The sequence below is a fragment of the Serratia sp. L9 genome, from assembly GCF_050632285.1.
GTDB lineage: Bacteria > Pseudomonadota > Gammaproteobacteria > Enterobacterales > Enterobacteriaceae > Chania.
Genome location: NZ_CP192591.1, coordinates 3,466,974 through 3,490,137 on the forward strand (window position 1 = coordinate 3,466,974; position 23,164 = coordinate 3,490,137).

Consider the following 23,164-nt stretch of genomic DNA (forward strand, 5'->3'; position numbering starts at 1 on the left):
TGATAGGGATCAGGAAATTTTTGCCGGGAGCATTGGGCAGGTCGCTATGAAAGAATCTCTTTATAAACGTATCGCACGCGAACTCGTCGAAAGCATGGCGACGGGTAAATACCCGGTAGGCGCACTATTACCCCCTGAAATGGACCTGTGCGAGCAGTTTCAGGTCAGCCGCCATACCATTCGCGAAGCGCTGCGTGATATCACTGAACAGGGGCTGATTGTCAGGCGCAAGGGGATTGGCACCATTGTGGCGGAGAAAAAGCCCGAAAGTGCGCTGAATCATCCTATGGCCTATCTGGAGGATTTGTTTGTTCTCGCTAAAAATAACCTGCGGGTGGTAAAAAAATTGATGAAGTGGTGGTTGATCACGAACTGGCTCAGATAATCGGCTGCGCACCGGGTTCCCGCTGGCTGCATATTGCCAGTATCCGCGAAGACAGCGAAAAGAAAGATGCCCCTATCTGCTGGACAGACAGTTACACCAGCCCAATCTATGACAAGATACGTCGTCTGGTGCGTAGCGATCCTTACGCATTGATCAGCGTGCTGATTGAAGCTCATTACGGGGTAAAGAGTGAAGAGGTGCGGCAGACCATCACTGCCGTGGGTGTGCCACCCAAAATCGCCAAAATACTGGGTGTTGAACCCGGTTCGCCAGCGCTGAAAATTGTGCGTCGCTATGTTGATCGTAACGGTGAGACATTCGAAACGACAATCTCTATCCATCCCGCTGACAGATATGCTTGCTCGATTGTTCTCAGGCCTCAGTCTTAAAGCGATGGATCTTAATCGTATGGCGGTGTGATGTTTGGCGGGGTCACCCCCTGGTCCGCATTACTCCGCTTTGGGTGCTAAAAACAAAACTTCAATTCCGCCCCTTCCATTCCTGGATTTCATTCCCGTTTAAGCCAGGTATAAATTTTTGTGCCTTATTTAATGGAAATTTCACACGCATAAACTTAACTATGGGTGTCCTCCAGCTGTTGAAACTGACTTTGACGGCAATATCTGGGTTGTGTGGTGTTACGCGCAATACGCAATAATTGTTGGGTTCCTGGGCGCTGAATTAATTATGAAATATATCGTATTGTTTTTATTCATTTTATGCGTTATTTACGTTCATTATCGTGGTCGTGTGCGCTATCCCTTCTGGCGGCAACTTTCTGATCATTCCACCTTTACCGCACCGATTAACGTTTTTATGTATCTGTTCTCCCGAGTTGCCACAACGCCTTATCTGAAGCCAGAGCAATTCCCCGAGCTGATAACGCTGCGCGATAACTGGCAGGCTATTCGGGAAGAGGGCAGAAAGCTGATGGAAATCCAGCAAATCAAGGCGTCGGATAAATTTAATGATGCCGGATTCAACTCATTCTTCAAAACCGGTTGGAAGCGTTTTTATCTGAAGTGGTACGAAGATAGCCACCCTTCGGCGATGGCACTTTGCCCACATACGACGGCATTGCTGCGTGAGTTGCCTTCGGTGAAGGCGGCGATGTTTGCCGAGTTGCCCGATGGCAGCCGCCTGCCGCGTCACCGTGACCCTTATGCGGGCTCTCTGCGCTACCATTTGGGGCTGATGACGCCTAACGACGATCGCTGCTTTATCGAAGTCGATGGCGAGCGTTACAGTTGGCGGGATGGTGAAGGGGTGATGTTCGATGAAACCTATTTGCATTATGCCGAGAACCAGAGTGGGCAAAACCGTCTGATCCTGTTTTGCGATATCGAACGCCCAATGCGTTACCGCTGGGCACAAACGGTAAACCATTGGTTAGGCCGTCACCTGATGAGCGCGGCTACCGCACCGAATGAAGAGGGCGATCGTACCGGCGGGGTTAATCGGCTGTTTAAATATATCTACTCTATCCGCAAGGTTGGCAAACGGCTGAAGGGGTGGAACAAGACGGGCTACTACATCATCAAGTGGATACTGTTTGGGGGTCTCGCGGCATTGATTTTCTTTTCGCTATAAATTGAACGGGGTGCCCACTGAGCAGCACCCCGTTTTACTAACCACTTTGACCGGATCAGGCAAAAATCGTCATCATATAAGCCGCAAATAATGCCAGGTGAGCCGTGCCATTCAGCACATTGGTTCTGCCGGTAGAGAAGGAGATATGGCACAGTACCATTACCGTCAGCATCACAACCATATGCGGAGCCTGCAGGCCGAAGATCAGCGTCTGGCCGGTTAGGGTGGCGATAATCGTTACCGCCGGCACCGTAAGCGAAATGGTCGCCAGCACAGAACCGAAGAAAAGGTTCATGGCACGCTGCACCTGGTTGTTCAACACGGCCCGCAGTGCACCCAGCCCTTCAGGGGACAAGATCAGTAACGCGACCAGGAAACCGGTGAACTGTGAGGGAGCGTTCAGTTTGGTGAGCAAGCCTTCAAGCGGATTGGCGTTGAACTTGGTCACAGCGATAACCGCGACCAGATGGACGATCAGCCAGGCGGCGTGCCACAGGTTGCTGTGGGAAGACGGTTTGCCATGATGTGGATCGCCATCGTCATCTTCGTGCTCATACACAAACAGGCTTTGGTGCGTTTTGGTCTGGATCAGCAGGAATACGCCATACATCGCCGCTGATATGGCCGCCACCAGCAATGATTGTGCAACGCTAAAGTTGCCACCCGGCAACGCACTTGGCAGTACCAGGACGATCACCGCCAGCGGCAGAATCGCCATCAGGTATTGTTTGATACCACCGAGGTTGACAAATTGCGTGGCAAATTTACGCCCACCTAACAGCAAGGCAAAACCGACCAGACCGGCGGTAACAATCATGATGACCGAGTAGAGCGTATCGCGCATCAGGGCGGGGGCGGCGTCGCCGGTGGCCATCAATGCCGAGATCAGGCTCACTTCCAGTATCACCACTGACAGGCTGAGGATCAAAGAACCATAGGGTTCACCCAACCGGTGGGCCAGTACATCTGCGTGGCGTACTACGCTGAAGGCACTGCTGAGAATACCCACCAGGGCAATAATGTTGATGACCACAATCAGTGAGAAACTGCTGGTGCCACCCCACAGGTTAAGAACAACCAGTGCCGCAATGGGCAAAATAAGGGAATATTCTGTATGGCGGGATTTGGATTTGCCAGGATCGTTGTGCGACTTCATTGCGGTATATCTCCTTCTAAAACTGCTTAGCCCGTCATCGCTGCTTCTCTGGTAAAGAGGTTTAGCGTATCCAGAAAGTTGTTAATAATAATAGGATACACTCTGCGTGTAGCGCCGAGTAATGATGTGATGTTGTTAACCCGAGAAAGCTATGCTTCCAATATGTGATAAGCGTAACAAAAAAACCGCAGTTTATGCGGTTTTATTTACTTACTTTTACGTAATAAAGCGCTGCTTCTGCGTTAAGTTGCCATAAAACCGATTAAACCGAGGTTTTTCACGATAAATAAGGCAGATAATCATACTCAAGAATCAATGTTATCCATGATCTCGTGCCGTTTTTGGTGATAACCTTCCTCATTTAACCCCTCCCGCCAGTAAGGCACAGCATAAAGCTGATTACGATCGCATTGCAGCTCCCGGCGCAGGTAACGCCGCAGCTCAACCACCAGGCGATCTTCACCCGCGACCCAGAAATGAGTGCCGCTTTGGGGCAATGGCAGCGAGCAGAATTGCGTCATCAGTTCTGCCGTTTTTACGGTACCGCCAATAATCCAGCTTAGTTCAAAACCAGCCGGTTTTTGCAAGTCAATCACGTCTGCCGGGGTATCGACACGGATAAACGCATGGCCTTCGCTACGTGCAGGCAAGTTTTCCAGCAGGGCAGCAATCGCCGGTAGTGAAGAAGGGTCGCCGGCCAGACAATAAAAATCTGCCTCCGGCAACATTGGCTTGGGGCCACCTGGGTTGCTGATGCCAATTTTATCGCCCGGTTTAGCCTGGCGGGCGAAATTCACCGCTGGGCCGCTGTGGTCATGCAGCGCAAACTCAATATCAATTTCTGCCCGATGAGGCCGGACGGCTCGGATGGAGTAGGTGCGGACTATCGGGCGCACGGCGTCGGCGTCCCATATCGGGCCATTTTCACCAAGCGTAGGCAGGTTTGGCTGTGACTGACCTTCGCGTGGCAGGAATACCTTTATATGAGCGGCGGCGGCTTCTGCCGGGTAATAGCTTAGATCCGGTGCGCTGAAGGTGATGCAGCGCAGATGCGGTGTGATGTCGCGCAGGCGGGTAACTTCTATCAAATAAGGGGCACGGCTACGTGGGTTTTCGCTGGTCACTGGATTCTCCTTTATCATTCTGCGGCCAGTATATCATGCCATCTGATAATGAGAATTGTTTGATATTTGAGGTGGGGGGCCCTCTCTCCTAAACTGACTACTCCAGTCAATTATGGAGAACGGCCATGCCTTATCAGACTAAAAGTGCTTTACCAGACAATGTGAAGAACGTGCTGCCGGAACATGCGCAAGAGATTTATAAAGAAGCCTTTAACAGTGCCTGGCAACAATATAAAGACCAGGAAGAGCGGCGGGGTGATGACACGCGCGAGGAAACGGCACACAAGGTAGCCTGGGCGGCAGTCAAACAGAGTTATCGCAAGGGGGATGATGAACGCTGGCACAAAAAGTGACATTTGTCCGGCCAGGGAAAGGCCGGGAATATTTCTTGGGGGTTAAAAAACCGCTCTCTGTTAACAAAACAAATGCGCAGGGTAAAAATTTACGCTCTTTAATATTATTGCTTCTGAGTATAAATATTTTTTCACAATAATTACCGGTGGAAACTTGCTTGCTGCATAAGAAACGAATATGGTTATTTATAACGAGGTGGAAAATTGAATTAATAAATTTTTATATCCTATGAATTTCAAGTTGCAGCTAGACGCCCAGCTCACTTATCCCCAGGCGCTGACTTAAGTCACTGGGGGTGTTAGTGCAGGTAACAACGCTGCAGTTTGAAAGACGACGGGTATATACCCAACAATAAAATTGCAAAGACACAGTGGCGCAGGGTTTAGGGCAATCCTATTCCCGGGAGGTTGTATTAGGTGTTAACTCGAGATTTTCTACAAAAGGCAGATTGCAAAACAGCATTCGGCACTATTGAGGAGTCGCTGTTGCTGACACCAGAACAGCGCTCGGCATCCTTGGCCTGTACCTTATCCCGTCGTCCAGACAACAGCCCTGTATGGATTTTTGGCTATGGTTCCCTGATGTGGAACCCGGTATTTGAATCTGATGAAGTGTGTCCGGCGACGCTGCAAGGCTGGCACCGGGCATTTTGCCTGCGACTAACCGCCGGGCGGGGAACCGCGCATCAACCAGGGCGGATGCTGGCCCTGCAGGAAGGGGGCAAACCACCGGCCTGGCTTTCCGCCTGCCGGAGGAAAAGTTGCATGAGGAACTGGAACTGCTGTGGAAGCGCGAGATGATCACCGGCTGTTATCTGCCCGTCTGGTGTGATTTGACGCTGGATAATGGCAAGGTGGTAACGGCTCTGGTATTTGTTATGAACCCGCAGCATCCGTTGTTTGAGGCCGACACCAGTCATCAGGTTATTGCTCCTTTGATTGCGGCCGCCAGCGGCCCTTTAGGCACCAATGCCCAGTATTTATTTGCGTTGGATAACGAACTGAAAAACCACGGCATGAAAGATGACTGCATCGGCGATCTGGTCAGCTATGTGCGCCAGTGGTTACAGCAAAACACCTCGGGGCCGATTGGCGGCGAGGCTCTGGTCCAGCCGGTTAATCGGTTCTTGAGAGATGAAGCGTGGCGCACCTGGTTGCGCCACCGGCATTTTGATATATATCTAATCCCTATAATTAATAACTTTTACTGCATAGTTATTTTAACCTTAAAGAGTTAGTGGTTATCTATCTGGTTAATTTAAAAGTTATTTATAATCCCATTAAACCACTGGCGCTAATTCAATCGATAAAAAATGCACTTAGCATTAAAAGCTATAAGTAAATCCTATTTCTTATTTGTTTCACCTGCGCAGACTCCGTATCAATATTGTTAACAATATTGGGTGAGAGAAGGGATGGAATGAACTTTCAGCAATTAAAAATTATTCGTGAGTCGGCACGTTGCAACTACAATCTGACTGACGTGGCTAATGCTTTATTTACCTCACAATCTGGGGTCAGTCGTCATATTCGTGACCTGGAAGAGGAACTGGGTATTGAGATATTTATCCGTCGTGGCAAGCGCCTATTAGGCATGACCGAACCGGGTAAAGAGCTGCTGGTAGTGGCCGAACGTATCCTCAATGATGCCAATAATATTCGCCGTCTGGCCGATGTATTTAGCAACAAAGATGCGGGCCAACTGCATATCGCCACAACCCATACGCAAGCGCGCTACAGCTTGCCTGGGGTGATCAAGGAGTTCCGGGCTTTATTCCCCGCTGTGCGCGTGGTACTTAATCAGGGCAGCCCGGAAGAGATTGCCGCAATGCTGGCATCGGGGGAGGCGGATATAGGTATCGCCAGTGAACGTTTGATGAGTGAGGATTCACTGGCGGTTTTCCCTTATTTCCGTTGGCACCACGCCGTGCTGGTGCCCGAAGGGCACGAGTTGACGCGTCAACCTGCCCTGACGCTGGAGATGCTCAGTGCTCAGCCGTTAATTACCTACCGCCAGGGGATCACTGGCCGCCCACGGCTTGATGCCACGTTCAGAGCCGCCGGGTTAGCGCCGGATATTGTTTTGAGTGCCCAGGATTCTGATGTGATAAAAACCTACGTGGAGCTGGGGCTAGGTGTGGGCATTCTGGCGGATATGTCTTTTGAAAAAGAGCGCGATCGGGGGTTGGTCTGCCTCAATGCCGAACATCTGTTTGAGTCTAATACCGTCTGGTTAGGCTTGAAACGCAGCCAGTTACAACGTAACTATACCTGGCGGTTTATCCAGCTATGCAATCCCACCTTGTCACTGACGGAGATCAAAGAGAAAGTGTTCTCGGCTCAGTTGGAACCGATAATCGATTATCAGATTTGATCTTACAGGTTTATCCGATGGTTTCCCGTTGCAGATCGCTTAGGCTTCTTATTAACGTTACACTCTAGCGTGTGATGTTGGTTTTATCTGTAACCAGCGTGGTGGCAGTTAAAAATGATGAGTTTGCCTTAAGGCAGAGAACATGATGGGCCAAACGGGCAAATGATAACGGTTAGCCAGAAAACAGTTTCCTTCTTCTTACATAGCGCATGCTGCCTTGGGTTGCTTGTATTGCCGGCAATGGCATTGAGTGCCGAGACCGAGACGCAGCCGCCTGAAGAGAGCGTTGCGCAAGCGCAGGAACCGCCAAAGCAAGAATTACCGGATCTGGGCAGCGGCGGGGTAAACGACGCCGAGCGGGAAAAAGAGTGGGCCACGATGGCTAAAAAACTGGGGGAGCGCAATCTCAACCAGGTCACCAGCGAACAGGCGCGTGCCGGTACAGAAAATTATCTGATAAATCAGGCAAGCTCTGCTGTGCAGCAACAAACAGAAGAACTGCTTTCACCCTTGGGCACGGCTAAACTGGGGCTGGTTGTTTCAAACCAAGGGGATTTTACCGGCAGTAGCGGCCAGCTGTTCAGCCCGCTGTATGATTTCGACGGCCTGTTGACCTACAGCCAACTGGGTTTCCTGCAAAAATCCGGCGGTTCGCAAGGTAACTTCGGCCTGGGACAGCGTTGGGTGACGGGGGATTGGCTACTGGGTTACAACTCGGTGCTAGACAGTGATTTCCAGAATCAACGTAACCGTGCCAGCGTCGGGGCCGAAGCCTGGGGCAACTATCTGCGCCTGTCGGCCAATTATTACTACCCTTTATCTGCCTTGTCGCAACAGGCGAATGACGCCGTGTTCCTCAGCCGCCCGGCGCGGGGTTACGACATCACCACTCAGGGATACCTGCCTTTTTATCACCAGCTTGGCGCTTCACTCAGTTTTGAACAATACCAGGGCGAGAGTGTCGATCTGTTCGGCACGGGTAACAAGCAGAAAGATCCCCGGGCGATGCAGCTAGGGGTCAACTATACGCCAGTGCCTTTGGTTACGGTAAAAGCGCAACACAAGCTGGATCAGGAGGGGCAAAGCCAGGATACCGTCGAGCTGGCGCTGAGTTACCGCCTTGGTGTGCCGTTGGTTAAACAGGTTTCGCCGCAATATGTTGCCCAGGCAAAATCCTTGCGGGGTAGCCGTTACGATAGCATCGAGCGGAACAACGTGCCGGTACTGGAATTCCGCCAGCAGAAAACGTTGCAGGTCTTCCTGGCGACGCCGCCATGGAGCCTGAATGAGGGGAAACGCTGCCGCTGGTGCTGGAGATCAAGGCGGCTAACAAGATCGTTGCCGTCAGTTGGCAGGGCGATACGCAGGCGCTGAGTTTGGTACCGCCGCAAGGCGGTGATGAAACCCAGGGTTGGAGCCTGATTGTGCCTTCTTGGGATGATACTCCGGGGGCCAGCAACCAGTACCAACTCTCCGCCATCCTTGAGGATGAAAAACAGCAGAAAGTGACGTCCAACTGGATCACTTTACAGGTAACCGCGCCATTGAGTTCGACGTCAGGAGACGATCCTGAGTTGCCGCCGGTTCAAATTCTGCAGCCACCGCCGATCCCGGCAGACACCGGGCCGTTAAATTCATCGGGAAATTAATCTTTTTTATTGCCTTGTAACACCCATACGGCGGCTTCAACGCGGGATTTCAGCTTCATCTTTTTCAGCAGGTGCTTGACGTGCACCTTGACGGTACTTTCGGTAATCATCAGCTTGCGGGCGATCAGCTTGTTCGGTAACCCTTGGGCAATCAATTTCAGGATGTCACGCTCACGGGGCGTCAACAGCTGAATATCCCGTTCTGCTGCCGGGCGGTTTTCCCGCAGGCTGGCTGCCAGTATTGGCGTTAGCGTTTCACTCAGCACCATTTGCCCGGCAGCGGCCTGATGCAGTGCCTTAAGCAACTCTTCCGGCTCCATATCTTTCAATAGATAACCATCGGCACCACGCTTTAATGCGCTCACCACATCGTCTTCGTGGTTAGAGACGCTGAACACCACCACGCGGCCAGAAAGGGACGTTTGGCGCAGGCGATCCAGCGTCTCCAGCCCGTTCATGCCCGGCATGTTCAGATCCAGCAGGATCAGGTCGGGATCGTGGTGAGCGGCCAGTTCCACGCCTTGCTCACCATTGCTGGCTTCGGCAATCACTTGCAGGCGTGAATCCATGCTGATCAACTGTTTGACGCCGTTACGCAGCATGGGATGATCGTCAATCAGGAGTATGGTGGCAGCTTCTTCAATCGTCATGAGGTTTCCTTTAGTCGATGGCAGGGTTATCTGGGCGGAACGTCACCCTAACTACGGTGCCGCCGCCTTCGCGTGGCGTGATTTCGCAGTGACCATGCAGGCTTTTGGCACGATCGCGCATGATAATCAGGCCATAGTGATCAGGCATTTCACTGCTATCCGGCAGACCGCGCCCGTTATCACTGACGCTCAGGCTGACTTCACCTTGTTGGTTAACCACCCGGATACAGACCTGGCTGGCCTGCGCATGTTTATAGATATTGCTTAACGCCTCGCGAGCTATCTGCAAAAGATGGATTGCCTGGTAGGCGGGTACGGTGCGCGGCGCCAGTTGATAATCCAATTTTATGGTCATCTCCAGCCGCTGGTTGAATTCCTGTACCGTCGATTGCAATGCCGCCAGCAGGCCAGGCTCTGTCAAGCGCAGGCGGAAAGTGGTCAACAGTTCGCGCAGTTGGCGATAGGCCGTATTGAGTTCATCACGCATCTGCTTTACCAATGACTGGCTGGCAGGAGTCAGTTCTGCCCCTTGCATCTGCAGGCAACTGGCCTGCATTTTAAGGCATGAAAGGGATTGGGCGATGGAATCGTGCAGTTCGCGAGCAATGGCAGCCCGCTCCTCCATCAGCATCAGCTGTTGCTGGTGGTCTACCTGCCTTTCTATCGCCAGCACGCTGGTCAACTGTTCTACCAGGGTATTAACCAGTTGACGGTGCTCGTCACTTAACGCCTGTTCCGGCGCATGCTGGGCGACAATCACGCCGTAATTGCCAAGCTTGTCGCTCAGGCTCCAACTGAGTGAAGGGTGATCCTGATTTGGTGTTTGCTGCTGGTTCAGGCAGGCGCTGCAGACCAGGTTATGACAATATTCGGGTCTCAGCGGTTGATTGCCGCTTAACTGCTGGAATTGTTCCTGGCTGTTGTTCTCATACAGCCGGACCTGGAGGCTGTGTAACGGCGTCAGAAGCTGCAACTGATTAAGGATCGGTGTCAGACGGCTGCAGATGGGTTCGCTGGTATGCAGTTGGCGACTGGTGCGGTACAGAAAACTCAGTACCTGATTTTTCTGTTGCAGATCGGCGGTTTTCTCTGCGACACGCTGCTCCAGGCTGAGGTAGGTGGCGGAAAGCTCATCGGACATGGTATTCAACGCGCCGCCCAGAGAAGACATTTCATCCTGATGCCCGCGCTGCGCAAAACGCGTACTGAAATCGCCACGCCCTACGGCCAGGGCCATGGCCACCAACTGGCGCCACGGGTGCAGCAAACGGCGGCGTAGATAGCAGATGGTGCCCAAGAGCAGCAGCAGCGTCAGGGCGATAAACCCCCTGAACCACCGTGACCATCAATAAACGCCGTTCGGTACGGTGATCGATGTCAGAAACCAGTTTATCCAACAGACCGACAAAGTAAGCGACCTGAGGGGCCGCATCTGCAGGGCGTTGGGCCTGGCGCAGTTGCGGTTGCAACTGGTTGAGCCAATAGCTGCGTAATACCAGAAACTGCGAAGTCAGCCCTTCCCGTTCCAGCGCGCGTTGCAGGTCATCACTGGTTTCATCCTGATCCAGCCCTTGCATCAGGGTTTTACTGTGGGTATCTAGCGGAACCTGGGAAAGTAGCCGATAGCTTTGCATCCGTAGTGAGCCCGCCTTGTTGATGGCATGGGCATTGCCCTGAATACTTTGTGACATCCAGGCAGAAATACTCATACCGGCGATGCCAAGTACCCCCAGCAGAAGCATCAGCAGGGAAACCTGGTTAACGATGGAAAGCGGAGCCAGCAAGCGCTTCATAAAACTCGTATCCCCGATATGGCGAGAGGTCAGCAGGCAACCAGAGAGGGTTGCAGCGGGTAAAATTGCCGCTTGGGCGCTATTTTTCATCATCCTATGGCATAACCCCATACCCCTAACGAAGTACCCCTTAGTTTCCGCCATTACAGCCAATCGCTGAACCTTGTCGAACAACCCGACACAATGCATTGAATATTAACCGATTGATTAAGCTTCCTCTGCTACTCACTAAGGGATGAGAGGGTTTTTCCCACGCTGGGCTACCTGCTGCCGCGTTGATTTACATCAACTTTACCGCTTAAGGGGATCATCTAGGGTGTGCGGAGTTATCACTGTATTCCTGAGGTTTTTATGTCGCAATCTGCAACGCCAATATCACAAAAGACCGGCGCGGTTATTCAGGACTGGCAACCTGAGAATACCGAATTCTGGCAGCAACGGGGGCATCGTATCGCCCGCCGTAATCTGTGGATCTCTATTCCCTGTCTGTTACTCGCTTTCTGCGTCTGGATGTTGTTCAGCGCCGTGGCGGTCAATCTGAATAAGGTGGGTTTTAATTTCACTACCGACCAGTTGTTCCTGCTGACTGCATTACCTTCCGTTTCCGGTGCTATTCTGCGCGTGCCTTACTCCTTTGTGATCCCAATGTTCGGTGGCCGTCGCTGGACGGCAATCAGTACCTGCTTCCTGCTGGTACCCTGCCTGTGGTTAGGTTATGCGGTGCAGGACCCGTCAACCTCGTTTAATGTTTTTATCATCATTGCGCTGCTGTGTGGCTTTGCCGGGGCCAATTTTGCCTCCAGCATGGCGAACATCAGCTTCTTCTTCCCGAAAGCAAAACAGGGCGGGGCGTTGGGGCTGAACGGTGGCCTGGGTAATCTGGGTGTCAGCGTTATGCAACTGGTGGCACCATTGGCGATTGCCTTTGCCATGTTTGGCTTCTTCGGCGGTACTGGTCATGTGCAGCCAGATGGCAGCCAGCTGTGGCTGGAAAACGCCGCCTGGGTCTGGGTGCCTTTCCTGCTGGTAGCTACGCTGGCTGCCTGGTTTGGTATGAACGATCTGGCCGCATCCAAAGCTTCGTTGCGCCAACAACTGCCGGTACTCAAACGGGGCCATCTATGGGTGTTGAGCCTGCTGTACCTGGCAACCTTCGGTTCATTTATCGGTTTTTCTGCCGGTTTCGCCATGCTGTCAAAAACCCAGTTCCCGGACGTGGTGATTTTACATTACGCTTTCTTCGGGCCGTTCCTCGGGGCACTGGCTCGTCCGGTTGGGGGGCGCTTTCCGATCGTTTTGGTGGCATCCGCGTGACCTTGCTGAACTTTATCGTAATGGCCATCTTTGCCGCATTACTGTTCCTGACGTTACCCGGCAGCGATCACTCTGGCTCGTTTATTGCCTTCTACAGTGTGTTTATGGTGCTGTTCCTCACTGCTGGGTTGGGAAGTGGTTCGACCTTTCAGATGATCGCCGTGATATTTCGTAAAATAACGGTGGAAAGAGTCAAAGCCGAAGGCGGAAGCGATGAACTGGCGCAACGCGAAGCGGTTACGGATTCGGCTGCAGCATTGGGCTTTATCTCGGCAATAGGTGCGGCGGGAGGTTTCTTTATCCCCAAAGCATTTGGTACCTCGTTGGCATTAACCGGTTCACCCGCCGGTGCAATGAAAATCTTCCTGGTGTTCTATATCGTATGTATTGTGGTGACCTGGGGAGTTTACGGTCGTAAAAACGTTTCACGCTAGGTTAATCTGGCACTCTTGTTGGCGGAGAGTGCCTCCTTTCAGCATATTAACCCATCTTATGTCTCTATTATTCCTACCTGATATTTAATAGACAAAAGATTAGAATTATCCTGCCTTCGATTTTTAATCCACTCAAGTATAACTTTTTTGCCATTTCCCTATTTTGGATTTTTGAATTTTACGCGTAGTTCTCCCTGAGGATTTCTGGGTAATTAAATGAGATAAATCTGTATTATGGGATTGGCTGCAAATTTCTCTATAGGCAATAGGATTTAGCGGAAAACAGATTTAGATGAGTGGATTTTATAATTTCACCTGAAGGTGAAAAGTGAAATAAATCAATATTTTTTCTTTTATATCAAAATCTTATGACGATAATTGGTCGGTTTTATTTGGCCGGATTTAAAGGGTTTCTATTTTTATTATGGAAAATACTTAGTGTCGAGCAGTCAAAAAACAAACAAAGTAAAAGATGAAATTGATATTTTTAAAGAAAGCAAAATCTAAATTAATTACTATTGCTGGAGTTTATGTTTAATACCTTGAACATTCTTTCATATTTCTATACAAAGAGGGCTGGATGGGCTTGTATCATAAAGGAATTGAAAGGTGAGTGTTGAAAGAGGAATACGGATCAGGAACCTGGATGTCCTGATACCTTCCAGGAAAAAATCTCGACTGCGTTGGAAGGAGTATCAGGTCCTTTCATTGCTTGTTGCCAGATCGCCTGAGCTGGTGAGTCGTTCAGAAATTATAGAAAATATTTGGAAAGGGACTTATTGCTCGGATTCCACGATCAATCAGACTATTAAATCTATTCGCCAAAAAATTGGTGATGCCGAACATACGCTTATTAGAACAATTCCTCGCCTAGGTTATAAGATAGAGAACAAAGATTTTTTTCACTTTATTGCTGAAGAGGATGAGTTTATTCCTGATGAAGCATTATTAAGCATCGATACCTTTCAAGATAATATTCAAGAGGAATTATCTGAAAAAGAAAGTGAGGGTAATAACGATGAAGCCTATGTTGACAGCAATACTGAAGGAAAAACGCCAGGGGATGAGATCCTGCCAGGGCAGACAGCTGCGAAAGAAACGGTACTTATTAACTCAAAGTTAAGTGACACCCAGAAAGTGATGGCCCTCCCGTTAGCCAGAATAATTAAATATCTGGCGGCCTTTGTTATGTTATTGGCTATTTCACATTTGTCTTACGTATTGGGTAGCCGAACCCAGTCAACCACACTGCATGGATTGCCAAATGCCCCTCGTTTAGTACTCTCATTAACCTTGAATAGCCCACCTGGTGCCAATCCACAGACGTTGATTTGCCTTTATCGGGAAGGCAGCGCGAAGGAGATGCACATCGAGTGTGCTTCCCCCAAGGTAAATTCACCTAAAAGCCGTGTGAAATACGAGACTCCAGTCGGGAGCGATAAAGGAAAAATCCTGAAGTCAGACAGCACCTCCTATTCTCAATGGGTCTATAATAGCGATAAGGAGTTAACCGAGCGATTTCACTTTTAACCATAATTTCATCATTGCTGAATAATATGATTTCATTATTTGTTATTTGAAAGATGAAGGTGGAGTGCTCAGTCTGTTTACTCTTCTGCCGTTCATGTTTTATGTCGGAAGTTGAAGTAGGGAATATCAGAAAACTGACTGAGTGATAAATTATGGATAAACGTAAAGTAGCTATTATCGGTGGCTCAGGTTTTATCGGCACACGTCTGGCGAAGCGCCTGAGTGCCCGTGGCGATTTGACTCTGAAAATTGTCGACATCAGAGAAAGCCGGCAATTTGCTCAGTGTTATCAATATGGCGATGTAACTCAGCCGGAAAGCCTGCGGCAGGCGCTTGTGGGTTACGATGTAGTGATAAATCTGGCGGCTGAGCATCAGGACAACGTTGAGCCTGTCTCACGTTATTACCAGGTGAATGTGGAAGGGGCACGTCACCTCTGCATGGTGGCCAGCGAACTGGCCATCAAACAGATTATTTTCACTTCGTCGGTGGCGGTTTATGGCTTTGTGGATCAGGAAACCGGTGAGGAGGGCCATTTTGATCCCTTTAATCATTACGGCAAATCAAAATTAGAAGCGGAGTATGTTTATGAGGCCTGGCGCAATACCGGTAGTGGCAATAAATTGACGATCATTCGCCCAACGGTGGTATTTGGCGAAGAAAATCGGGGCAATGTTTATAATCTGTTCAACCAGATTGCCAGTGGTCGTTTCGTGATGGTGGGGAATGGCAATAATATGAAATCAATGGCCTATGTTGAAAATATCGCCGCCCGCCTGGAATATGCACTCGATCAGCAAGCTGACTACCAGGTCAGCAATTATGTCGATAAACCCGACTTTACCATGAACCAGTTAATCGGAGTCATCTCCGCCTCACTGGGGCGGGAAAATAAGACGATTCGCATTCCTTATTTATTAGGCATGTGCGGGGCGGCTGTTTTTGATCTCGCCAGTAAGTTAAGCCGCCGTAAATTTCCGATTAGCCGAGTCAGGATACAAAAGTTCTGTGCCAGAACCCAATTCAAATCCAATGTACAACATAATTTTGTGGCACCGGTCGATCTCAATTTGGCTATTGAAAAAACGGTGAAGTACGAATTTGATCCGCGTTAAACGTTTGGCCTGTATATCCAGGAGGAGGTGCTTTTTGCTGGGGAAGCCCTGTTATACCAACCGAGTGTGATCTTTATTTTGGCGCTGGCAATACGTGCTGGGCAGGAAGGCCTGCTGCTGGCGTTCCTGTTTTGCTTTTCGCTTATTCCCTCTCGCTACGAGTACCCCGTCAGAGTACGGCTTATGCCGGGCAATAACCTTTGATGGTTAACCAGGACGCCGGTTGCCCGATGGCCTGCAATTTTACGAGGCTTTCATGACTCTTCAAGGAAACGAAACCATGAAAAATGCGGTGATGCCGATAGTGCTGGCCGATCAGGATGAAAAACTGGATTGGGAACGGCTGATTGGGCCGCTGTGGGATAGCCGCTGGCGGATTGTGCTGGTGACCGGGCTGGCCGCGCTCTTCGGCATAGGCTATGCCTTGCTGGCTCCGCCGGTCTATCAGGCGACCGCATTGGTGCAGGTAGAACAACCCGGTGGCAATGGTTCTTTGCTGCAAGAAACGCTGGTAACCACGATAGGCCAGGCCTCACTCACCCAAGATGAAACGGCATTGGTGACATCGCGTTCCGTGATTGGTAAATCGGTGGATGCGCTTGGGTTGGTGGTACGAGTTGAGGCCGATTATTTCCCCTTGGTGGGTAAAGGGATTGCGCGCCTGCGGGGAGAAAACCCAGCGGAATTGGTGATTGCCACGTTAACGGTGCCTGCTGCCATGCTGGGGGAAAAGCTGAAGCTGAAGGCGTTAGGCCAGCGGCGATACAGCCTGAACCAGGGGGAAAAGGTTTTGCTGACCGGCACTGTCGGGCAGCCAGAACAGCAGGGAGCATGGGGGATACAGGTCAGTGCGTTGCAGGCTGAACCGGGCACGACCTTTACCCTTGTCAAAGTGCCGCGTCAGACGGCGGTAGACGATCTGCGTAAAAGTCTGGAGGTTGCTGCCAGCAGCAAGGACAGCGGCATGATGACCTTCCGGCTGGAAAGTGAGGATCCTCAATTGGCGCAAGCGGTGCTACACAACCTCACTGAAAATTATCTTCAGCAAAACATCGATCGCAAGACCGAAGAGGCCGAACGCACGTTGGCATTTCTGCACCAGCAACTGCCGCAGACACAGGACCGGCTGAACAGCGCCGAAGATCAACTGAACCGGTTTCGCCAGCAGAATGATTCGGTCGATCTGTCGCTGGAGGCTAAATCGGTGCTGGATACTCTGGTGCAGTTAGAGGCACAGCTTAATGAACTGACCTTTAAAGAGGCGGAGATCTCCAAGCTTTATACCCGCGAACACCCGGCTTACCGGGCGTTACTGGAAAAGCGCGGCACGCTGGAAGCAGAGAAAATTCGCCTTGGGCGGCAGGTGCAGATGTTGCCAAAAACCCAACAGGAGATCCTGCGTCTGACGCGAGACGTGCAGGTGAACCAGCAGATTTATCTGCAACTGATGAACAAGCAGCAGGAAGTGAGCATCATCAAGGCAGGCACCGTAGGCAATATCCGCATCATCGATCCGGCAGAAACGACGCTCAAGCCGGTCAAGCCGCAGAAAGCATTGATCGTGATCCTGGCCGTGCTGATGGGGGGCGTATTTTCGGTGGCGGGAGTCTTGTTACGCGCTGCATTCCATCGTGGTATCCAGGGCAGTGAGGTGCTGGAAAAGCACGGCATCAACGTGTATGCCACCGTCCCGTTATCGGCATGGCAGCAAAAACGCAACCGTGTACAGCAACAGCAACTGATTAAAAACAGTGGTGAACCCTTACCGATTCTGGCCTTGGAGCAGTCCGGCGATTTGGCGGTAGAGGCCATGCGCAGCCTGCGTACCAGCCTGCATTTCGCCATGCTCACGGCAAAGAATAATATTCTGTTGGTTTCAGGTGCCAGCCCGGCCAGTGGCAAGAGCTTTACCAGCATTAACCTGGCCACGGTACTGGCACAGGCTGGCCAGCGGGTGCTGCTGATCGATGGAGATTTGCGTAAAGGCTTTTTGCATCGTTGGTTTGCCAGCAGTAGCAAAGAGGGATTATCCGACCTGTTGGTTGGCCAGATCTCACTGGAACAGGCCATCAAGCCTACGTATATCAGCAACCTCGATTTTATCCCGCGTGGCCAGATCCCGCCAAATCCCTCAGAACTGTTGATGCAAGAGCGTCTGGGCGTTTTTTTGGCTGGAGTAGGGCAACATTACGACCTGGTGCTGATTGATACTCCGCCGGTGCTGGCGGTGACTGATGCGGCGGTAATCGGCCTCCATGCCGGAACGGTGCTGATGGTGGTGCGTTTTACGGTAAACACGCTTAGCCAGATCGAGGCCAGTTTGCGGCGCTTCGAACAGACTGGGGTCGCCGTGAACGGGGTGATCCTCAATGGTGTAATGAAAAAACCAATGATACTGGCTATTATCCTTTTGCTTACCCTAGCCACCATGAACCGCGACAGGATCAGTAGCGGTATGAGGATCATCGTCGCCAATGCGCTTTGGCTGATGCTGGAACGGGTTTCCCTCAGCCTGTCGGGGATCTTTGTTTCAATCTACGTCGCTCGTTACCTGGGGCCGGCACAGTTTGGCACGCTCAATTACCTGCTGGCCATGCTGGCCATTGTGGTGCCATTGGTCCAATTGGGGGCGGACAGCGTACTCTTTAATCGCATTGCCCGCAGGCCGGAGAGCGGCGTCCGGCTGATGCTGGCTTCGGCGCGCCTGCGCCGCCAATTGTTCCTGCTGGTAGGGTTGCCCTTATTGGCTTGGAATGCCTATAGCCAGCCATTGGTCGCGCAGCTTATGACGCTGATGCTGTTAGCCAGCGCGTATTTCTCCATCCAGGATGTGTACAAGATTTACTATGACGCCCGGCTACAGTCGAAACGCAATACGCTGATCAATAACCTGGCGCTGCTGCTGTCGATTCTCTGCCGGTTAGGCTTGGTCAGTGCATCTTTGCCGCTGGTGTGGTTTGCCGTGCCATACCTTATCAGCAGTGCCATCCCTTATCTGGTACGGCGCTGGTTGTTTCGGCGGGAACACTCAGCACTGCCAGCCGTTTCCCTGCGAATGGCTGGCCGCTATGGCCGCTATCTGCTTAACGTCGGCTTGCCGCTGGCGGTCTCCAGCCTGTCTATCGTTATTTACACCCGTATTGACCAGATTATGCTCGGCAATCTGTTGGACGACCGGGCGGTTGGCTGGTATAGCGCTGCCACTACCCTCAGCCAGGGCTGGGTGTTTGTCCCAATGGCTCTTATCACCTCTCTGATGCCGGGGATTGCCGGTTGCCGGGCCGTTCTGGAACAGGAATATCGGATTCGGGTGCTGTATCTGCTGGTGTTGGTGCTGGCTTTACCGATGTTGCTGGCGGCGCTCTGGTTTGCCTGGCCGATCATCGATTTACTGTATGGCGCAGCCTTTCACAATGCGGCCGATATTCTGGCAGTCTGCACGCTGACCTCGCTGTTTTCGGTGTTGGGTACGGTTTCGTACCGCAGCATCGTATTGATGGCCGGTTACCGTTTCATTGCCATCAAAATGCCGTTGGTCGCCTTGGCGAATGTGCTGATGAATCTGGTGCTGATCCCGCGTTATGGCCTGAAAGGGGCGGCGTTTTCAACCCTGCTGGCCGAATTCCTGTCATTTTTTGTTCTGAACAGTTTCTTTCGTGGCGGCCACATTATCCGGCTGCAACTGACCTGTTTCAGCTGTTTGCCACGTGTTATCAGCAAGCTAAGGAGAGTGCATGTTAAACAGGCTGATTAAGGGGATTTACAAACGCTTGCCTGATGCACTGCATCATCAGGTGAAATACGCCCTGTTTTTCAAGAAGGTTCCCCATTTGGCGCATCCTTGCGGTTTCAGCGAAAAAATTATGCGCCGTAAGGTCTATCCACGCAGCATTTACACCACGCTGTCCGACAAGTACAAGGTGCGGGCGTTTATCGCCGGTCTGTGGGGAGAGGAATATCTGGTGGAGCTATATGCCTATGGCAAGGAGCTCAGTTACGACATTTTCAATGAGCTACCCCAGTCCTTCGTGCTGAAAGCCAATCATGGCAGTGGCTACAACAAACTGGTGTTTGATAAGCGCCAGATCGGCTATGCCGAGCTTTATGACCTTTCATGTGGTTGGCTGCAGAGCAATTTCTATGAACAGAGCCGCGAAAAACACTATCAGGGGATTGAACCCTGCATCATGGCAGAACGTATGTTGCTGGATAACGGTACGGTGCCCAATGACATCAAATTCCACTGTTTTAACCGCGACGGTGAGATCCGCATGTTTGTTCAGGTGGACTACCAGCGTTTCGCCGCCCATCGGCGCGATATTTTCGACCTTGATTGGAACCGCACCGAGATCCGTCTGGGGCTGCCCAATGCCGAAATACCCGCCGAGCGCCCAAGCCAGCTTGAAGAGATGACCCTGCTGGCGAACAAAGTGGCGAACCTGTTTCCCTATGTACGGGTAGATTTTTATCAGGTAGCGGGGCGGGTGTATTTCGGTGAACTGACATTTACGCCTGGGGCCGGGCTGACGCTACTGTTGCCGAAAAATGTCGAACAGGAATGGGGCAGTTATTTTACTGAGTAATCACTTATGCAAAAGAACCTCCCCCAGCAGATACTTTACCCCGCGGCAGAAAATCAAGCCATGCCGACCATCGTCTTTACCTTTTTACTGCTGTTTTTCTGTAAAACTTTCCTGACTTCCGGGGCATTTCACAATGCGCTAATCAGTCAGTGTGTCATGGTTTTCAATGGGGTATTGCTGCTGTATATCGGCTATGCCCTGGCGATCGCCAAATGGCGCGAGAAAGTGGTATTGGCCGTGGTGGTATTGTTGTTCATGCTTAATTTAGCCAGTGGCCACGGTGACTACCTTTTCGGCGTGCTTTACAGCATTGCATTGCTGATCCTGTTCAGGCGCATTGGGTTTACCCGTGGAGGAAGGCTATTTGTCGTGGCCTATTTTCTGGCAGTGATGTTGGTGGCAGTCCCTTTTTTTGTTTATACCGAAAGCTTTGTCTATCTTGACGAACGCTATGGTAACCGACTCACTTTAGGGTTTGATAATCCCAATACGTTGGCCTATTACGTGTTCTCGTTATTTGCCATGTTGCTATGTTTGCTGGATCGCACGACGTTTGGGGTGGGCGTGAAGAATACGCTTGCTTTGGCTTACGCCATACTTCTGTTACCCGTACTGATTTTCTCGTATTCGCGGACTTATCTGGTACTGGCTTTGCTACTGTTGGCTCTTTTTTGGCTGGCACCGCTATTGCGTGCCACACCCGGCAGGAAACTCTGTACCCTGCTGCTATGTATGATCCTCGGGATGCAATTTATAAGCGTGGTTCGCTGGGGAGCCAACCCGCTAGTGGATGAATTGCTCAACCAGTTATTGACCGGCCGCATCTGGTTTGCCTGGCAACTGTACCAGGTTCAAGGGCTGCCAAATTTACTGTTCGGTCAAAATATCGAAGCCTACAAGCCGATTGATTTTTTTACTTCGCTTTATTTTACTCAGCTGGGGTTCTGGTTTCACTACTGCTGTTGTTCTGTTATTGCCAATTACTGCGCAATCTGGCGTTTCTTAGCCGATTTATGCGTTGGGTGGTGGCTATATTTCTATTAACCACGCTTACCGAAACCTACTTCCTGGTGCCGGTTTTTAATGTTTCGCTGTTATTGCTATATCAAGGGAAAAGTTTTTTTCAACTAAAGCAATGAGGTAAGAAATGGATTTCTCAATTGTTATTCCAATCTATAACAGCGCTTCTTATCTGGAAAAGAATCTGGCGCGAATATTCCACGTCTGTAGCGGTTTTGATTATCAGGTTATTCTGGTGGATGACTGCTCTGCTGAACAGGATATTGCCAGGATCAGGCAACTGGTGGCCGCTTGCCGGCAACTGACTTTGCATGAAAAGACGCAAAAAAGTAATGCCGCAGTGTCACGCAATATCGGAGTACGGCTGGCAGAGGCGGAGATTGTCTTCTTTCTGGATTCCGATGACTATTTTACTACCCACTATATTATGCGCCGCCTGCAACGCCACGAAGATCAGAGCATTGATATTATTTTTGGCAACTATGCCGAGGTCTATGGCGATTCGGTACGCGATTTTGCCTTCAATTATAAAAACGGTTCGGCTGGGGAGGATTTTCTGTTTCTGGAAATGGGGGATATCCGTTCTTCAACCATCAGCATACGTAAAAAAAGGGGGCGACGCTTTCTGTTCCCTGAGTTTCTTTATAAGCATCAAGACTGGGGTTTCCTGGTCAATGCCACCAATCAGGGGGCTAATGTGGCCTACGATACGGGCAGTGGCGTTTTCCTCGATATTGGCCGTGGCGGGCGTATGACGACCAAGCTCAATCTGGAGGCTAGCGAGCAATTTATCGAGGCTTTTTTACGCCCCAGCGATCGGCATATCAGCGGTTTTGCCTGCAAGCACCTGCTGGTCTCGCTCTACAGCGAGAATCAATCGGCTTTTATCTATTACTCATCGCGCATTGTGCGTCACACCCTCAGTAGCAAATTTAAAGCCATCAAACGCTATGGCGACTTTATGGCCCGGCTGGGGTTATTCCCTTTGGGTGGCAGGTTATTACGTACTGCACGCAACGGTTTTCGGAGGTGACATGCAACATCGCAAGGTAGCGATAGTGATTGAAAATATGGCGGGGAAAGGCGGCACCGAGCGTGTTGCCAGTGGGTTGGCCAACGCGCTTTCCCGCTGGCCCGGCTATGAGGTGACTCTGTTTTCCATCGCTGGTGAAGAGGCGTTTTTTCCGCTCGACAGGGCTGTGCAACTGCGTTTTCAAAGGGGGCGGCGCTGGGGGTGGCCGTGGCGTCTGGCGGTTGCACTGCGAAGGGGCGGTTTTGACGCCATCATCCCGATTTCTATGGGGCGCCTTTCGGTGATTATGGTGCCTTACCTGCGCCTGCTATGCCGCAACAGCCGGTTACTACTTAGCGAACACGTCAGCTTTCACCAATATTCACGCTGGATGAGGTGGCTGAAACTGGCGGTTTATCGCCTCAGCGATCGAGTGATCCTGCTGACCCGGCAAGATCGTGATGCGATAGCTCGTTGGCTAGCGCCAGATCAATGCCTGGTAATAGAGAACGTTTCTCCCTTCGCGCCACAGGTTATGCAGACTGGGCAGCAATACCGCCTGGCGTTGGCGGTGGGACGGCTGAGCCACCAGAAAGGTTTTGACCGGCTGATAACCGCGTGGCAGCAGATCGCCACGCAGGCAACAGGCTGGCAGTTGGCGATCGTCGGGGATGGCCCCGAACGCCGGGCGCTGCAACAGCAAATCGTGCAGGCCGGGCTTACAGACAGCGTGCAACTGGTGCCTGCCACGGCCGATGTGGCGGAGTGGTATCGGCGCGCCGGACTGTTTCTGATGACGTCACGCTATGAAGGATTGCCGATGGTGTTGATAGAAGCGATGAGTTTTGGCCTGCCGCTGGTGGCTTATGACTGCCGGACCGGCCCGGCGGAACTGATTGACGATGGCTGCAACGGTTTTTTGGTCGCCGATGGCGATCGGCAGCAGTTCTGCCGTAGCACCCTGGCCCTGATCGGCAACCCGGCCTTGCGGCAACGGTTTTCCCAGGTTTCGCTGGAACAGGCCGGGCGTTTCGCTCCTGAACGGATTTACCCCCAATGGATACAGTTAATACAGTGAGGTT

The 23,164-nt window shown here is 51.3% G+C and carries 12 protein-coding genes and 7 pseudogenes; 15 read left to right on the forward strand and 4 right to left on the reverse strand.

Annotated features, from left to right (window positions below; translation table 11 throughout):
* Nucleotides 1-46: 46 nt before the first annotated feature.
* Together ACQ86O_RS16410 and lpxO are read left to right on the forward strand one after the other, a co-directional pair.
* Nucleotides 47-774, forward strand: a pseudogene (locus ACQ86O_RS16410) (GntR family transcriptional regulator).
* Nucleotides 775-1,072: 298 nt separating this feature from the next.
* On the forward strand, nucleotides 1,073-1,975 hold the full coding sequence (gene lpxO, locus ACQ86O_RS16415) for a lipid A hydroxylase LpxO (protein WP_431221996.1): 903 nt from the start codon (nucleotides 1,073-1,075) through the stop codon (nucleotides 1,973-1,975).
* 55 nt (nucleotides 1,976-2,030) lie between these two features.
* Here lpxO and chaA read toward each other — a convergent pair whose 3' ends face one another.
* Complete coding sequence (gene chaA, locus ACQ86O_RS16420) at nucleotides 2,031-3,131, reverse strand: sodium-potassium/proton antiporter ChaA (protein WP_431221997.1); 1,101 nt, start codon at nucleotides 3,129-3,131, stop codon at nucleotides 2,031-2,033.
* Between the two features lie 305 nt (nucleotides 3,132-3,436).
* On the reverse strand, nucleotides 3,437-4,255 hold the full coding sequence (locus ACQ86O_RS16425) for a siderophore-interacting protein (RefSeq protein ID WP_431221998.1): 819 nt from the start codon (nucleotides 4,253-4,255) through the stop codon (nucleotides 3,437-3,439).
* A gap of 125 nt (nucleotides 4,256-4,380) precedes the next feature.
* Between ACQ86O_RS16425 and chaB the strand changes: the two genes are divergently transcribed.
* From chaB to ACQ86O_RS16445, 4 genes and pseudogenes are all read left to right on the forward strand, one after another.
* Nucleotides 4,381-4,608 carry a putative cation transport regulator ChaB gene (gene chaB, locus ACQ86O_RS16430; protein ID WP_431221999.1) on the forward strand — a complete coding sequence of 76 codons (228 nt, stop codon included), beginning with the start codon at nucleotides 4,381-4,383 and terminating at the stop codon, nucleotides 4,606-4,608.
* Between the two features lie 417 nt (nucleotides 4,609-5,025).
* Nucleotides 5,026-5,684: pseudogene (locus ACQ86O_RS16435) on the forward strand (gamma-glutamylcyclotransferase); the annotation flags it as partial.
* A 344-nt stretch (nucleotides 5,685-6,028) separates the two neighbouring features.
* Nucleotides 6,029-6,982, forward strand: coding sequence for an HTH-type transcriptional regulator Cbl (gene cbl, locus ACQ86O_RS16440; protein ID WP_431222000.1), 954 nt, complete (start codon nucleotides 6,029-6,031; stop codon nucleotides 6,980-6,982).
* A gap of 162 nt (nucleotides 6,983-7,144) precedes the next feature.
* A pseudogene (locus ACQ86O_RS16445) lies at nucleotides 7,145-8,631 on the forward strand (YchO/YchP family invasin).
* On the opposite strand, the gene narL reads toward ACQ86O_RS16445, so the two are convergent.
* The gene (gene narL / locus ACQ86O_RS16450) at nucleotides 8,628-9,281 is read right to left on the reverse strand and encodes a two-component system response regulator NarL (RefSeq protein ID WP_431222001.1); all 654 of its coding nucleotides are present in this window, start codon (nucleotides 9,279-9,281) and stop codon (nucleotides 8,628-8,630) included. The pseudogene ACQ86O_RS16445 and the gene narL overlap by 4 nt on opposite strands.
* A gap of 10 nt (nucleotides 9,282-9,291) precedes the next feature.
* Nucleotides 9,292-11,074 (reverse strand): annotated as a pseudogene (narX, locus tag ACQ86O_RS16455) (nitrate/nitrite two-component system sensor histidine kinase NarX).
* Between the two features lie 351 nt (nucleotides 11,075-11,425).
* Here narX and ACQ86O_RS16460 point away from each other — a divergent pair.
* The 9 genes and pseudogenes from ACQ86O_RS16460 to ACQ86O_RS16500 all read left to right on the forward strand — a co-directional run bounded on the left by ACQ86O_RS16460 (nucleotide 11,426) and on the right by ACQ86O_RS16500 (nucleotide 23,160).
* A pseudogene (locus ACQ86O_RS16460) lies at nucleotides 11,426-12,822 on the forward strand (NarK family nitrate/nitrite MFS transporter).
* A 609-nt stretch (nucleotides 12,823-13,431) separates the two neighbouring features.
* A complete protein-coding gene (locus tag ACQ86O_RS16465; RefSeq protein ID WP_431222002.1) occupies nucleotides 13,432-14,352 on the forward strand; it encodes a winged helix-turn-helix domain-containing protein in 921 nt (306 codons plus the stop codon).
* Between the two features lie 152 nt (nucleotides 14,353-14,504).
* Nucleotides 14,505-15,467: an NAD-dependent epimerase/dehydratase family protein gene (locus ACQ86O_RS16470; RefSeq protein WP_431222003.1), complete on the forward strand. Its 963-nt coding sequence runs from the start codon at nucleotides 14,505-14,507 to the stop codon at nucleotides 15,465-15,467.
* Nucleotides 15,468-15,747: 280 nt separating this feature from the next.
* Nucleotides 15,748-17,918: pseudogene (locus ACQ86O_RS16475) on the forward strand (polysaccharide biosynthesis tyrosine autokinase).
* Nucleotides 17,919-17,946: 28 nt separating this feature from the next.
* Nucleotides 17,947-19,221: pseudogene (locus ACQ86O_RS16480) on the forward strand (flippase); the annotation flags it as partial.
* Complete coding sequence (locus ACQ86O_RS16485) at nucleotides 19,202-20,050, forward strand: ATP-grasp fold amidoligase family protein (protein WP_431222004.1); 849 nt, start codon at nucleotides 19,202-19,204, stop codon at nucleotides 20,048-20,050. The pseudogene ACQ86O_RS16480 and the gene ACQ86O_RS16485, both read left to right, overlap by 20 nt.
* Before the next feature lie 6 nt (nucleotides 20,051-20,056).
* Nucleotides 20,057-21,094: a hypothetical protein gene (locus ACQ86O_RS16490; RefSeq protein ID WP_431222005.1), complete on the forward strand. Its 1,038-nt coding sequence runs from the start codon at nucleotides 20,057-20,059 to the stop codon at nucleotides 21,092-21,094.
* A gap of 103 nt (nucleotides 21,095-21,197) precedes the next feature.
* Nucleotides 21,198-22,103, forward strand: a complete 906-nt coding sequence (locus ACQ86O_RS16495; RefSeq protein WP_431222006.1) for a glycosyltransferase family 2 protein — start codon at nucleotides 21,198-21,200, stop codon at nucleotides 22,101-22,103.
* 1 nt (nucleotide 22,104) lies between these two features.
* Nucleotides 22,105-23,160 (forward strand): glycosyltransferase family 4 protein, encoded by a 1,056-nt coding sequence (locus ACQ86O_RS16500; protein WP_431222007.1) that lies wholly within the window; start codon nucleotides 22,105-22,107, stop codon nucleotides 23,158-23,160.
* Nucleotides 23,161-23,164 lie beyond the last annotated feature (4 nt).

Excerpts from the sequence above, each read along its gene's own strand:
- cbl (WP_431222000.1), top strand. The coding sequence starts at position 6,029 with ATGAACTTTCAGCAATTAAAAATTATTCGTGAGTCGGCACGTTGCAAC.
- ACQ86O_RS16470 (WP_431222003.1), top strand. The coding sequence starts at position 14,505 with ATGGATAAACGTAAAGTAGCTATTATCGGTGGCTCAGGTTTTATCGGC.
- ACQ86O_RS16490 (WP_431222005.1), top strand. The coding sequence starts at position 20,057 with ATGCAAAAGAACCTCCCCCAGCAGATACTTTACCCCGCGGCAGAAAAT.
- ACQ86O_RS16485 (WP_431222004.1), top strand. The coding sequence starts at position 19,202 with ATGTTAAACAGGCTGATTAAGGGGATTTACAAACGCTTGCCTGATGCA.
- chaB (WP_431221999.1), top strand. The coding sequence starts at position 4,381 with ATGCCTTATCAGACTAAAAGTGCTTTACCAGACAATGTGAAGAACGTG.
- ACQ86O_RS16495 (WP_431222006.1), top strand. The coding sequence starts at position 21,198 with ATGGATTTCTCAATTGTTATTCCAATCTATAACAGCGCTTCTTATCTG.
- lpxO (WP_431221996.1), top strand. The coding sequence starts at position 1,073 with ATGAAATATATCGTATTGTTTTTATTCATTTTATGCGTTATTTACGTT.
- chaA (WP_431221997.1), bottom strand. The coding sequence starts at position 3,131 with ATGAAGTCGCACAACGATCCTGGCAAATCCAAATCCCGCCATACAGAA.
- narL (WP_431222001.1), bottom strand. The coding sequence starts at position 9,281 with ATGACGATTGAAGAAGCTGCCACCATACTCCTGATTGACGATCATCCC.
- ACQ86O_RS16500 (WP_431222007.1), top strand. The coding sequence starts at position 22,105 with ATGCAACATCGCAAGGTAGCGATAGTGATTGAAAATATGGCGGGGAAA.